Genomic DNA, 14,664 nt, shown 5'->3' with positions numbered 1-14,664 from the left:
TTCGGTAATTTACCTGTAGGTACTGATAACTGATAACTGATAACTGATAACTGATTCAAGGCATTCGCCAGACCTTAGTAGTTTGATCTACACTTCCACTTACTAAAGTTTTACCATCAGGAGTAATAGCAAGAGAAGTTATTGGTTGAGAATGACCAATAAGTGTCTGTAATTTCTCCTCTGTAATTAGATCCCAAATAGTAATATTTTCACCACCAGCTACTATTTTTTGGTTATCAGGACTGAAAATAATAGATTTGACTGCACCTATATCTGCTTTAATTACACTTTCTTTTTCTCCTGTCTGTAAATTCCATAGTCTAATAGTTCCATCTTCACTTCCACTCGCTAAAATTTGATTGTCTGGACTAACGACGACCGCATTAACTGCTTTGGTATGTCCTTCTAGAGTTTGTCTGCGAATACCTGTACTCATGTTCCACAGTCTAATGGTTCCGTCATTACTACCACTAACTAAGATAGCCCCATTTCGGCTAAAAGCTAAAGTATTTACTTCATATCTTTGATCTGGTATTCGGGTAAGTATTCGACTACTTGTTTGAATATTCCAAAGCTTCATTAATCGATCGCTGCCAACACTTGCTAATGTCTGCCCATCAGGACTAATTGCCACTGCATTCACTTGGCCTTGATGAGCCAGAATTGTACTTATTAACTTACCTACTCCTAGATCCCAAAATTTGATAGTTTGATCTGTACTACCACTGACTAACATTCGACCACTAGGAGTAATTGCAAGAGTAGTTACTTGAGCTGTATGAGCATCTGCAATATTATTTCTTAATTCCCCAGTCTTGAGATTCCAAATTTTAATTGTATTAGAGCCACCTGTAGCCATATTTTGACCATCTGGTGTCAGAGCGATCGCATTTACTTGTCCTAAATAACCATTTAAAGTATTCTGCAAAAACCGACTACTATTCAACCCTCGTAACAATAGAATTGGATCTGCGGGAAACATTCTGTAGCGCCAAAAGCCATAAAATTGAGAGGTTGCTGCTGCTAATAGCAACATTGTTGATATAGTTATCAGATTATTTTTTAGCTTAATTTTTGACTTATTACGGGATATTTTTGTATCTCTTATTTTCGTCCTAACTTGATGTTTAGTTTGAGTTTTTCCGGTTGTTATTTTGGTATTTTCTCTGCTTGGTTGAGTTTGGTTTAAAGGGGAAGAAACTCTAGAAATTTCTGTATCAGAACTATCTTCTATATCAATTTCTGCTATACACTGCAAAATCATAGCTGGAGTTTGAGGTCTATTTCCTGGGAAAGGAGCCATCAAGTAATCAACTATATCTGCAAGTTTCTTTGATATGTGGGGAGCAGATTTTCGCCATTGTAATTTTCCCGAACGAGGATTTTCTGCAAAGGCTGTCGGAGGCTTACCTGTTAATAAATATACAAAAGTACGTCCTAAAGAAAAAAAGTCTGATTGAGGTACAGCTTTACCATTAGTTTGCTCTGGGGCAGTATATCCTGGTGAGACAATACCTGTAACATTTTGTCCCTGCCCTACTTTGACTAAGTAAGTTTCAGATACTTCTCTGACAGTACCAAAATCTATCAACACCAATTGGCCATTTGGCCTACGCATAATGTTGTGGGGCTTAATATCTCTATGGAAATAATTTTGCTGATGAACTCTTTCTAATATTTCGGATAATTGTGTCAGCCAATCTACTGCTTGAGTTTGATTTATTGGCCTATGGCGACGACTTTTCATCCAATCCTGTAGATTTGCACCACCAATAAATTCCATTACTAGGCAGTGTATAGGTTCATCGCTATTTTCTGGGAAAAATGTAAAATAACCGTCTTCTTCTATCTTTGGAATCCCAGGGTTTCGTAAACTGATTAGTACTTGTGCTTCCTGCTGAAACAGAGATATCGCTTTCGGATGACTTTTCAGTAATACTTTGAGTACTTTTTGTACACCTCGATCTTCTATCAAATAAGTTTTTCCAAAACCACCTCCCCCAAGGGGCTTAATGACGCGATACCGATTTTGCAGCAACAATTCTGAGCCACATTGACAACAAGTGCGTCTACCAGCATTTAATGGGTCAGACGGATTGGGACAGTTGGGATTAAGGCAGTAACTCACAGAAGCCAGATACCCAGATTTGTATAGCTTTGCTTTACTAAACTATAGCTCGAAGTTGTCTTCTTTAAAACTTTTGGCAAAATATTGTTCATTTTTGCTGATTTTTTGACTTGAATATGTTTAATATTTCTATAAATAATCAAAATAATCAATTCTTATAGTTTTAAGTTCCAACCAGCGACTGCCATACAGCCCCATCCAATAATCAAAGCAATTCCACCTATGGGCGTAATAGCTCCTAACAATTTAATCCCTGTCAGGCTTAGAGCATATAAACTTCCAGAAAAAATTGCTATGCCAATAATGAAAGCATATCCAGCCGCCACCATTAATCCTTGAGGTAACTCTTCTATAGTTAATAAGAAAGCCACCATTAACAGAGCCAAGGAATGGTACATTTGTAGACGAGCACCTGTCTGAAAAATATCTAGAAAGTATTGACTAAGCTTTTCTTTCAAAGCATGAGAAGCAAAGGAACCGGCAACTACAGACAATCCTCCTAGAATAGATGCTATTACTAAAAAAACTCTAGTCATTAATTTTTTACCCCTATTTCATTATAAAATTAGCCCTAATTTTAATCTATATTTTATCTTCACTACTTTTCTCAAAATCTTGATAATATTGCTAATGTAGTTGTTATTTAATATCAAGCATTTGAGCATCTAAGCTATACAGCTTATTTTTAACAGTCATAGGGAGAATAGAAAATCTAAATAAGTCTTAGCTTAATCCAAGTTTTACTGACAAATTGTAATTATATTATATTTATTTTTAGTATTTTGAGTACCCAATTTCAATATTCTTTAACAATTATTGAACTTATTAACGAGTAGCTTCCAGCAAGCGAGAGTAGTAGAAGCTAGTGCTATTCATTGCTTGTCTTTGGATAGAAAAACCATTACTTTCTATAATTTTGATAACATCAGCTTCACGATGCTGATAAGCGCGAGTAGTTTTACTTGGTCCAGGAAATAACTCACCTACTTTTTTCAATAAACTTAAAGCTAAAGTTTTGGGTGCAAAGCTAATAATTAGTCTAGACTCTGATAGAGATATCAAATGATTAATCATATCTGCAACTTTTTCTTGAGGATAATGTATCAGCACATCCAAACAAATAACTGTGTGATATTTACCACTTAAAGTTTCTAAATCTTGAGCAACAAAATTAACATTACCTGTACTAATCAAACTAGACTTAGCACGCTGATATGCTTCGGTAATCATCTTTTCTGATATATCACTACCGTAGATAACAGCCCCTGCTTTAGCCAATGGAATACTCAAACTACCAACTCCACAACCTGCATCGCAAATTGATAAACCGGATAAATTCCCATCCTCTTCTAGCCAACGGAGAACAGTATCAACGGTTTTTTGATGTCCCTTTCTAATATCTAGTTGTACTTTATTGACTTGGCCCTCTCCATAAATTTTTTGCCACCGCTCAAAACCAGTGGAATTGAAATATTCTCGAACAATTATTTTGTCGTCTGTCGTGCTTTTCATGTCCACCTAATGCTAATATACTTTTTAACTAAAATTTACAAAAGTTTGTAAACTATCTTAGTCCAAACAAAATAGTCAAGGCAATTCCTGGTTTATCAAATATACTTTTCCAGAATTATCTTTTCTGTAGCGGGTTAATACCCCACCGTTTAAACGGTGCTTAAAATTGTTTGGGATTTGTAGACACGGAGTGGCGTGTCGAAGACTATCCATAAGCAATTTTTCCTTCCGCCTTCTGCCTTCTTCAAGGGGGTAATAATTGACAAAAGTTAGAAAAAACTAGACATCACAAATGGAAAAGATAGTTTAGACTCAACTTGATTATTATGACTTATCTTAGGGGCAAAAAATTGTCACCATGAATTTTTTTTCTACAAATATCTTCAAGCAAATAACTAGCAAAGTCCAATTACTAACTTTACTCTCTATTACTCTAATATCTTTGTTCCCACTATCAGCTAGAGCAACTAAATTACGAGTAGGAGTTGCAGGTTCACCTCCCTTTGTAATTAAGGATAAAGATTTTAAAGGTATAAGTATAGAAATTTGGCAAGAACTAGCTTCCATAGAAGGACTAGAATACCAGCTTATTCTACAAAGTAGTGTAAATGATGGTGTTGATAGTATCACTAGAGGAGAACTCGATCTTGTTATTGGGCCAATTAGTGTGACCTCCGATCGCCTGGAAAAGGTAGCTTTCACTCAACCATACTTTCTGGCCAATATTGGTTTATTAATTAGTGGAGAAAGACCTAAGCTTTGGAGTAGAATTCAACCTTTCTTTGGTCTAGCTTTTATATCTTCGGTAAGTCTATTAGTTGTTCTCCTATTTACAGTTGGTAATCTTTTGTGGTTAGCAGAAAGAAGGCGCAATACTGAACAATTTCCGAAGGACTATTGGCGTGGTATTGGTAATGGTATGTGGTTTGCTTTGGTGACTCTAACCACTGTGGGGTATGGCGATCGCGCTCCCATTACTAAAACGGGACGTATAATTGCTGGAGTATGGATGATTATAACTATGGTGACAGTTTCTTCTCTCACTGCGGGTATTGCTACAAGTTTAACTCTTTCTCTATCCGATCAAACAGTTGTACAATTTACTACTCCTGAAGATATTACAAATTCTAGAATTGCTGTGGTTAGAGGTTCCACTGGTGAGAAATGGGCACAACTATATGGAGCTCGTATTAGTCAGACTAGAACTTTAGTAGAAGCGATTGATTTGGTGAGGTTAAATGAAGTGGATGGTGTTGTTTTTGATACTCCTGCTCTTAAGTACTATCTACATACTCATCCTAATGAAAACTTGAAATTATCTCCTGTTTCTTTTGCTAATGAAAGTTATGGTTTTATGATATCCCCTGATAGTTCTTTATTAGAAGATTTTAATATTAGGATTTTAGAAATGCAGGAAAGTGGAAAAATAAGGGAAATAGAGTCTCAATGGTTCTCTTATTGAGAAGATAAGAAGGAAGAAGAAAGAAAGAAAAATATTGCGTTGTCTGAGTTTTAAGCTGTTTATCTGTCCTAACCTTTCCTTCGACGGTTATATTTTTACCTTGATATAGTAGAACTTATCCTAGTAACAATATTTTTGCTAAAAATCCTAAATAGGGCTTGCTGATTAAATAGCAAAGTATTGACTGATATTGGTTGGAGGCAAATTATGTCTGGAAAAAGTATGAGCTTTTCACAAGTAATGTTGAAAAAAGTGAGGATTTTTGGGAAGTAAAAGCCGAAAAATCACTGTTACCATTGTTTTGGCCACTGATTCTGTAATTACCATTGCTTCTACGTCCTAACTACTGCCTACTCACTACTCCCTACAAAGAACAAAAAGACTTTTTCAGCAAACCCTAAATATTTTGATATAGCAGGGAACAGGGAACAGTGGGAAAATAATTTCTCTATCTTACCGATAAATTGTGTTCTAAAGCCTCTCTTTTTAAGAGGAAACAAGAAAAAAATTTCACGCTCCGCGTCAATTCTCTCCTTGAAAATAAGAGGTAATAATTAATTATTAATTTTTGAAGGTTAATCATTAAAATGATTCCTAACAAACTCGTTTATTGCTATAGTTAAAAACGAAAAATTAAGCTTTTAAAACGCATTTTACATAGAATCCAGTTATAAAGTATATGTTTATAATTCTATCCACACTTCAAGCCTTAAATATCCCAAAATCCCCCTCATGGGATGGGTTAGGGGTGGGTTTTCATCTCCCCGCACTCCCCACACTTATATAACTGTTTAACCGGATTTGATATGACTAAAAATGACGTAGCATGGGAAAAGTTATTTGAAAAATATCAAATCTTAGAAGAAGTAAATAAAAACGGCTTCTTCAAAATAGAAGCATCTCAAATTAATCAGGAACGAGAGAGCAGACTCATGGCAAAATTTGACCATGTTGTTAACTTACCAGAAATATTTAAAGATAATTGTTTATCTATTTTACCAATTTCTCGTTCTCAATATATTATTGGTCACTTTCATATACACTTACCAGTCAAATATCATTCCAAACTTGAAAGTATTCCTTGGCAGTTTCCCAGAGAAATAGAAACAATAGATTACACTAATTTATATTCTGAAAACTCGGCATTACTATGTGCATTTAATATAGGTATCATTGATGATTTAGTTGGCTCAAAAACTAAATTTACCGTTTCTGGCAGGATGTCTACTGGAACTTTTGACTTCTACATTAAAAATTCTATTAATAATCAGTCATACTCAATTAATGTAGCTAACTCTCAATGTGAAATAGATGCAGGTTTTGAAACTGAAAATTGTTTGATTTTAATCGAAGCTAAAAATTATAAAGTTGAGGATTTTTTAATTAGACAACTCTATTATCCATATAGATTGTGGTCAAAGAAAATTGGAAAGAGAGTTGTACCAGTATTAATGACTTACTCTAACGATATTTTCAGTTTTTTTGTTTATGAATTTGTAGATAGATTAGACTATAATTCTATTTCCTTGGTTGAAAATAAAAATTATGTAATTGCTTCAGAGAGAATAAAAAGAAGTGACATAGACTTGCTACTAGCTCAGATAAAAATAGCTCCTGAACCGCCAAAAATTCCATTTCCACAAGCAAATAAATTTGAAAGATTAGTAGACTTAGTTTCACTACTATTAGAAAATAATTTAACTTCAGATGAAATTACAGAAAATTATCAATTTGATGAGAGACAAACTTATTACTATACAAGTGCAGGAAAATATTTAGAGCTAATAACAAAACAGGGAAAAACTTTTACATTAACCAACCAGGCTAAAGATATTTTTTGTCAAAAATATAAACTTAAATATTTAAAACTAATCGCAAAAATATTGGAACACGAAGTATTTAATCAAGCCTTTAGACTATCTTTAGAAAATTCACATATTCCCTCAAAAAAACAAATTATCCAACTTTTGTATGAAAGTAATCTAAAAGTAGGAGATACAACTAGAGAAAGACGAGCTTCTACTGTCAAAAGCTGGATAGATTGGATATGGTTACAAATTGACTAATTAGATATTAAACTAATATTGTATATAGCAAGGAGCGAGTTGGTTAGGGCATAGATTGATAATTAACCTTAGACAGAGAAATTATTTTCCCACTGTTTTTTGCCTTTTGCCTTTTGCCTGTTCCCCACTATAGAGTTAAATTTTGATCAAATAAAACTATGCAAGATTTCTTCAACAATGTCTCTCGCTATCCACGATACTTTATTACCATTACCCTCGGAATATTCTTTTTTCTATTCGATAAACTCAAGCCACTATTAAATAAACCTGTTACGGCGATCGCTCTGATCGGTCTCATCATTGGGACATTTGTTTTTCTAGTCTTAACTCTACAAGCTATGTTAGGTATAAATCCAACTTAAGAAATATTCATTAATTGATAATGGATAATTACATCTGGTTAAAACCTTTACGGAATTGAATGTAAGGAAATCAGATTTCTTCTCTTGGTCGATTGGATATGGCTCCGATACCTCGCCGTCCAATCCTACGGGAAGTTGCGCTTTTTCCTAGGTCATGCTCCGCAAACATGTTGCGTAGCAAAACGACCACTTTTTTCTCCTTGTTCATGAGAGGCTTTAAACCTTTGGAGATTAGTTATCAATTATCCATTATCTATTATCCATTGGTAAATAGACCCCCCGCAAAATTGACATTCAAATAAATTCCTATCCACAATTCCTCAATTTATCTTGCTTTTGACTTTTAAATTTTGACTTACTTATCTAGAAGAAGTCTAATGAGTGGTCAGCCTAATGGTTTGCACGATAGATTGGAATATGGAGTGAGTGGGTAAATTCAGATGACTTCTTTTGAGGACATTTATCAATTTTTTCAAAGTCCCCCTCCGGTCTATCTAAACAAAGAATTAGCAGTGTGCTATATCCTATCCGTTTTGTTACAAAGAGACTCTTACGGAACTGAGCTTATTGGCCAATTAGAAAGGGACTATCCTATTTATCGACTTTCTGACACAGTGTTATACGGCGCTCTGAAATTTCTTGAGGATCAAGGCACAATTATTGGCTATTGGAAAAAAGTGGAAGGAAGAGGGCGTCCACGGAGAATGTATCAAGTTATCCCTCAATGGCAGTCTCAAGCTACAGATTTAGCGCAATTATGGTACGAATATACTAATAATGGTCATATTCGGCCTAAAGTTCAACCATCAACTGTGTAAATAGACTAGACAGGTGAGGACAATTTTAATGCTTATTTTGGCCAATACTCCCATTGAGAATATTTTTGTGCCAATTTTTTAGCTATCAAATCTAAATAAAAAATAGGGCGACAGGGCATTCCGTCCTTAAAGCACGCGCTTGCCCGATGCAATAGCAGGGCAGCGAAATGAGAGAGCTTACACTATAGCGCCAGCTTAGTGTGGGAGTATGTCGCAAGTATGAACCCTAGCTGATATTTGTCACAAAGCAGCTAGTCTTTTTTTTGTTGTAAACTTATGTAAAAGAGAACACATAAAAAAACCATTCAAATTTAAAATTGTATGAATAATACAGCTTTAGTATCGTCATTTGTACTGACGCTTCTATCTAGCATTGGTCTAGTTTTTTTTATCAAAGCATCAGTAAAAAATAGGACTAAGAACCTAAAACTGGTAGCCGATAGGGAAGCTGACTCACTTTTAAAGCAGCTAAAAGAATATTTTAGCTATCGGGCTTACCGGATTGTTAGTGCTAATGCAGCTGAGAATCAACTAATTTTTGAAGGAGTAGTTCGACCTAGTTTGTTTTTGGCATTTTTCTTAACTCTATTAGCTGCAATAGGTTGTTTATGTTTTGGTTTGGCTTTATCCATGTTAGTTCCAGAATATGGCCAATACTATCTATGGCTAGTGTTAGTATCTCCTTTAGCAGGTATTTTTTACTGGCAAAAGTCTAAACGTCCAGAACAAGTATCTCTAAAGTTAGAAGGAATATTGACTGAGGACTCTCAAGTCAAAAGTTTAATTTCTGTCACAGCTCATCGGGACGAATTGACGGCTTTACAAACAGCTATGAAGTTGAAACTATACCAATAATTAAACTCAAAGTATAAAACAGTAATTAAGATAAATTGTGTTGATATGCTACTAACACTATTCCTATAGGACTTAGATCATAGTCAAGGTTGAACAATTCATTCATTTGTTTGATCGAGCGGATTAATTAAGATTATGAGTAATAGTAGCGTAGATATTCAAGAAGAAATTGTGGAGATAGTTTAAACAAAGGTAAATCAAAAAATCTGTTATTGAACTTAGTTAAAAATCAGCAAAACAATAAAATCCCGTTAAAACCAAAAGTTTAAAACGGGATAGATTCAAAAAAACTTAGGATTTAAGTCCATTGGCAGATGGAAGCTTGAAATCCTAGTTGATTAATTGAGCAAATAAGGCTATCAAATCTGTGACTAAGTACTACTAAATTAAATGAAGTGGGAGTACAAGCTTAGTATTACCCACTCACCTACTAAATATTTAAGTAGAAGTTGATATTTGTTAGCGGTCATCAAAAATAAAGGACATTCTTATTTGTCCGTAAAAACATTTCATTTAATGATGTCCTTAGACTTTAATTATACTTGGAGTAGAACTAAATATTTGCTTTTTCTCAGGTGTCTTAGCTTCAGTCAAAACCTTTAAACTAGGAAACAAGAAATGATTTTCTTCAACGTACTGAGCCCCAAATAAACCTTTTTCAGCCCAAAAGTATCTATCAGTAGTATGCTCATTCCTTCTAACTAAAAGTACAGCAGGGGGAACAATACCTTGTGAATGGATAAATTTACGGGCGGCAGTGACTGGTTTATCTTCGCCACTTTCAATGCTATACTGAGCTACTTGCTCAAGAATTCTGCGTCCTTCTTGTCTACGACGACTTTTGCGCTTACGTCTTCTAGCCAATTTCCTTACCTCCTGTGTTAGCCGATGGGTGTAGTTATGGCTACCAAATTTGATAAGATTATATAAATTTTAGTTGAAAAACTCAAGTGTTTTTAATATTTTGATACAAAATATACACTTTCTAAGATATAAATTGGCCTTTGTGAAGTCAGAAGTCAGAAGTTGTTTTTGTCACGGGGATTTTGAGCAACCCTCAACGAAGTCAGAAGTCAGAAGTCAGAAGTCAGAAGTCAGAAGTTGTTTTTGTCACGGAGATTTTGAGCAACCCTTCAAGAACATTTAGTCAATCAAGGCAGGGTATTAGACCCAATTATTTTGATAAAATTTTAAAGGAGCAGTCAGTGGTAAGCTTTCGGCAATATATTTTTTTTGAGACCCCCTCGTTTTAGGAAGCCGAGAAGCCGGGGATTTTTACCCAGAGCTGCTAAAAGCTGATAGCTAGTTAAGATATTTAGAGTCCAAAAAAAAGTCCATATCTAGCGGGAAGTCCCACAAGCAGCTCTAATGCTAATGCCAACCAGTACAGAATTTATTAGACTTTGTAGAACACAGATAGCCCTTGTATCTAGTTGGGGTGCGTGTTTAAGTATAGTTTACTTGACAGAAAAATTAGTAGAAGGAGGTAAAACTAAACTAATTCCCATCATTGCATACCCAGAAAAGTTAGAGGATAGGGAAGAAACTTTAGTCTTAAAAACAAACTCAGAAATACAGACATTAGGCGATATTCCGAAACTATCAGCAACAACTTTAACCACAGGGACAAATACTTGGCTGTTAGAAGCAAGCACTGACACAACAGAGTCAGGCCCTAAATGGCCAGAAAATCATCCTTGGCAACAACGTCAAATCGTTTTACCTTTAATTCATGATGGAGTAGTAATGGGATTACTGGTAACAGCAAGAGAAGATCGGCCATGGAATCAACGCGAAAAAACTCAAATTCAACAAGTAGCCCATACTATTGCCATAGCTTGTATATTAGATCGACGTTCTCAATGGTTAAAGGAACAATTTCAGCAACAGCAACAGTTACAAGCCCAGCAGTATGATATTATACACGATGTGTTGCATCAGTTGAAAAGTCCATTAACTGCGCTACGAACTTTTGGTAAGTTATTACTGAAAAGATTTTTGCCTGAAGATAAAAACTGGAATATTGCTAATAGTATTTTACGGGAAGGCGATCGCCTCAGAGAGTTAATAGAAAAAATTGATGAAACTGTCGAGGTTGGGGAAGAAATTTTGAGTATTTCTGGAGAAAGCGAATATCTTCAAACTACAACTGAAAATGACAATGTCATAGATTATTATACGGAAGCAAATAGAGAATTAAAATCATTACCACTTTTGCCAGAGTCTAATTTCTTAGAGTCAGTTTCAGTACAAGAAGTTTTGGAACCTTTATTAGTTTCTGCAAAAGCAATTGCCGATGAACGTCATATAGATTTAGAAGTTGATTTTTCTGATAATTTACCTATAGTAAAAGCTAATAATAAGGCGTTACGAGAAGTTTTAAGTAATATTATTGATAATGCTTTGAAGTATACTCCAGCAGGGGGAAATATTTGTATTAGGATAATAACTTCAGCTCCACAAACAGCTGATTATCTATCGATCAAAAATGAGATAGAAGGAATGCTAGCAATAGCTATTAGTGACACAGGTTATGGTATTCCATCACAAGATTTAGAACATTTATTTGAACGAAACTATCGGGGTGAAAAAGCTAAAACGGACATTCCAGGAACAGGATTAGGATTAGCTATAGCTCTTGATTTAATAGACGCAATGAAAGGAAAGATTCAAATATATTCTCCTGTAGTTCCTGATTTGCTGTCCCATGATTTACAACAGCAAGATGCCATAATTAATAGTGGTACTACAGTGGTTTTATGGTTACAAGTACTAAATTAAGATTGGTCTTTTCAGTTATATATAGTAATTTTACTGTTGGTTTAACTTTGATATTAAACGTTACCTATTGATTGGTCTCTTCACTATGAATAAAATAGGGCTATTGTAATAACCCAGTTGCATTTGAGGAAAAAAGTTTTATTATGGAAGAGTACAGACACACTCTGAACTTTTACAAAGGGAATTAAAAACCTTTGTAAGTAAGTTTAACAATCCTACAATCCACTCCTTAGTCGGAACGTAGGAAATATCTAGGGAGTTAGTACATCAGGAGCATCTAAAAGTTTAACCTCTTGCTTGATTCTTCAGCTGGAATTTTACCTTAATTTAGGTGGGGAAGGAAAATTTACGCTGTTGAAATATACAGGGATATAGCTATCCCAAAACCTGGCAAGAGGTTTTTTTTATTTTTCTGTTTTGTATGAAAAATATTTCATACTTACTAATTTCAGAGATTTTTATAAAAATGAAAAATTTGCAAGAAGTATTTCCAGAAGCAGTAATTTGTATCGTAGATAATAATGATAGAAACCTCACGTTATTATCTAGCTTATTGAAAGACAATAACTATGAGTTTATAGTAGCTAATAGTAGAGAAAAATTTTTAAATACATTACAAAATAGACCGGTAGACCTAATATTAATAAACTTATCATTGGAAAAAGAACAATGGCAGATTTGCCAATATTTGCAAAGTGCAGAATCAACAAAAAATATTCCGATAATTTTTCTGGGAAACACACAAAATGAAATCAATCAAATTAAGAGATTAAATATTGAGAACTTCGATAATATTAAGATACCTATACAAGTAGATGAAATTTTAATAAAAATTAAGTTACATTTGCAAATATTTTCATTACAAAAGCAACTCCAATATAAAAATCAAATATTACAACAAGAAATACTTTTAAGAGAAAGTGTAGAAAATGAAGTAAAAAAGCATAAATCAACACTGGAAAATCTGATAGAAAACCTGCCAGGAATGGTTTACCAAAGCAGTCATCATTATAATTTTGCGATCAATTTTGTCAGCTATAATTGCTATAATTTGACTGGCTATAAATCTAAAGATTTTATTCAAAATAAAATTTTTTATAACCAATTAATTCACCTTGAAGATAGAAAATTAATTTGTAGGCAAAGACACAAAGCTCTGGTAAAACATCAACCATTTCAGTTAGTTTATAGGATAATTACAGCAAATCAGGAACTAAAATGGGTTTGCGAACAAGGAAAAGGAATTTATTGTTCTGATGGCAAAATTTTAGCAGTTAAAGGTTTAATCATAGATATTACAGCTCAAAAACAAGTGGAAGCAGAACTAACTAAGCAAAATTTGGCTTTGCAAAAAACTGAAACAGCTTTAATTATTGTTAATCAGAAACTCCAAAAACTTGCCAAATTAGATGGTTTAACGGGTATTGCAAATCGTCGTGATTTTGATGAATCTTTAGAAAAAGAATTGTGTAGACTTAGCACAAAAAAATCACCTTTATCTTTAATTTTATGTGATGTAGATTATTTTAAAAATTACAATGATTATTATGGTCATTTAGCAGGAGATGATTGTTTAAGAAAGATTGCTCAAACTATTAGTAAAAATGTTAAAGGTTCAGCAGATTTGGTGGCTCGTTATGGAGGGGAAGAATTTGGGATAATTTTACCGGAGACATCTGCTAAAAAGGCAAAAAAAGTAGCAGAGTTAATTCGTACAGCTATTCATCAACTACACATCGATCATTGTGCTTCTAAAATAAGGAAATACATTACAGTAAGTATGGGAATAGCAAGTATTATTCCTACTCAACTAGATTCTTCAGACTCTTTAATAGCTAAAGCTGATAAAGCACTTTACCAAGCGAAAGAAAAAGGTCGCGATCGCATAGTTTTTTTTGATAACAATGATGATAAACATACTCAAACTTATCTGAAAAATAATAATTTGGTAGTCCTACATAATAATGGTAAGTGGAGACGAGCAATGCTTAGAAAGAGAGCAAGATGCTTCCACTGACTAGGGTTTGCTGAAAAAGTCTTTTTTTAAGGAGTAGGGGAGTGGGGGAGTAAGGGAATAGGGGAGTAGGGGAGTAGGGGAGTAGGGGAGAATTTTTTTGCCCAACTATGCGCTAAAAATGCGCTCCTTTTTGAGCATGAAGAGCTGAAAACCATGTACTTTTTCAATACTTAAAAAGGCTAAAGCCTACATTACGCACGACAAAATGTAGTATACAGACAAATAGTCAGTAGTCAGTAGTCAGTAGTCAGTAGGAAATGATGTGCAGCTTATGTCTGGGTTGATCTTGTATTTATATATTTATACTTAATATTTTCCTGAAATTTTGACTCCTGAAAAAGGTCAATGACGATGATTTATACAGTATAAATACTTGCCAAGTTATCATTTTTCATACTATAGCAATGTGCGCTGGCTTGCTTTACAAATTTCAGGAACTGTCCAATAGCTAAAAGTTTTATATCATAAGCTTTTTATCTCCCCTACTGCCTCACAGGAGTCAGCATTCCCTCACAGGAGTCGGCGTTCCCTCACAGGAGTCAGCATTCCGCAAGCGAGCTGACGCCGACGCGGGGTCCGACCGCTTGCGCCTAGCGGCGGCGCGGGGTCTGACCGCTATTGCCTACTGCCAAATGAGCTGCGCACAGCGCTATACTTTTAATG

11 protein-coding genes are annotated in these 14,664 nt (G+C 34.6%); 7 read left to right on the top strand and 4 right to left on the bottom strand.

The annotated features are described in order from the left end of the window. Positions 1 to 55 precede the first annotated feature (55 nt). The 3 genes from AC3DU7_RS09325 to bchM all read right to left on the bottom strand — a co-directional run bounded on the left by AC3DU7_RS09325 (position 56) and on the right by bchM (position 3,640). A complete protein-coding gene (locus tag AC3DU7_RS09325) occupies positions 56 to 2,128 on the bottom strand; it encodes a protein kinase domain-containing protein (protein ID WP_488039073.1) in 2,073 nt (690 codons plus the stop codon). Between the two features lie 155 nt (positions 2,129 to 2,283). Beyond that, complete coding sequence (locus AC3DU7_RS09320; protein ID WP_488039072.1) at positions 2,284 to 2,664, bottom strand: DUF423 domain-containing protein; 381 nt, start codon at positions 2,662 to 2,664, stop codon at positions 2,284 to 2,286. Positions 2,665 to 2,953: 289 nt separating this feature from the next. Further along, complete coding sequence (gene bchM, locus AC3DU7_RS09315) at positions 2,954 to 3,640, bottom strand: magnesium protoporphyrin IX methyltransferase (RefSeq protein WP_488039071.1); 687 nt, start codon at positions 3,638 to 3,640, stop codon at positions 2,954 to 2,956. A 358-nt stretch (positions 3,641 to 3,998) separates the two neighbouring features. Here bchM and AC3DU7_RS09310 point away from each other — a divergent pair, with 358 nt between their 5' ends. The 5 genes from AC3DU7_RS09310 (at position 3,999) to AC3DU7_RS09290 (ending at position 9,203) form a co-directional block, all read left to right on the top strand. Next, positions 3,999 to 5,102: a transporter substrate-binding domain-containing protein gene (locus tag AC3DU7_RS09310; protein WP_488039070.1), complete on the top strand. Its 1,104-nt coding sequence runs from the start codon at positions 3,999 to 4,001 to the stop codon at positions 5,100 to 5,102. An 806-nt stretch (positions 5,103 to 5,908) separates the two neighbouring features. Next, positions 5,909 to 7,168: a type II restriction enzyme gene (locus AC3DU7_RS09305; RefSeq protein ID WP_488039069.1), complete on the top strand. Its 1,260-nt coding sequence runs from the start codon at positions 5,909 to 5,911 to the stop codon at positions 7,166 to 7,168. Positions 7,169 to 7,326: 158 nt separating this feature from the next. Further along, on the top strand, positions 7,327 to 7,530 hold the full coding sequence (locus AC3DU7_RS09300) for a DUF751 domain-containing protein (RefSeq protein ID WP_488039068.1): 204 nt from the start codon (positions 7,327 to 7,329) through the stop codon (positions 7,528 to 7,530). A gap of 440 nt (positions 7,531 to 7,970) precedes the next feature. Beyond that, positions 7,971 to 8,348: a PadR family transcriptional regulator gene (locus tag AC3DU7_RS09295; protein ID WP_488039067.1), complete on the top strand. Its 378-nt coding sequence runs from the start codon at positions 7,971 to 7,973 to the stop codon at positions 8,346 to 8,348. Positions 8,349 to 8,669: 321 nt separating this feature from the next. Continuing rightward, positions 8,670 to 9,203: a cofactor assembly of complex C subunit B gene (locus tag AC3DU7_RS09290; protein ID WP_488039066.1), complete on the top strand. Its 534-nt coding sequence runs from the start codon at positions 8,670 to 8,672 to the stop codon at positions 9,201 to 9,203. A gap of 525 nt (positions 9,204 to 9,728) precedes the next feature. Here AC3DU7_RS09290 and AC3DU7_RS09285 read toward each other — a convergent pair. Continuing rightward, positions 9,729 to 10,067, bottom strand: a complete 339-nt coding sequence (locus AC3DU7_RS09285) for a DUF3155 domain-containing protein (protein ID WP_202224157.1) — start codon at positions 10,065 to 10,067, stop codon at positions 9,729 to 9,731. A 510-nt stretch (positions 10,068 to 10,577) separates the two neighbouring features. Between AC3DU7_RS09285 and AC3DU7_RS09280 the strand changes: the two genes are divergently transcribed. Both AC3DU7_RS09280 and AC3DU7_RS09275 read left to right on the top strand, forming a co-directional pair. Beyond that, entirely contained in the window at positions 10,578 to 11,984 is a 1,407-nt protein-coding gene (locus AC3DU7_RS09280) for a GAF domain-containing sensor histidine kinase (RefSeq protein WP_488039065.1), read from the top strand. Positions 11,985 to 12,450: 466 nt separating this feature from the next. Continuing rightward, entirely contained in the window at positions 12,451 to 14,001 is a 1,551-nt protein-coding gene (locus tag AC3DU7_RS09275) for a diguanylate cyclase domain-containing protein (protein WP_488039064.1), read from the top strand. Positions 14,002 to 14,664: the final 663 nt, after the last annotated feature.

The sequence above is a fragment of the Okeania sp. genome (genome assembly GCF_983059655.1).
The sequence above is the reverse complement of the archived record's forward strand: the minus strand, read 5'-3'. Positions and strand labels throughout refer to the sequence as shown.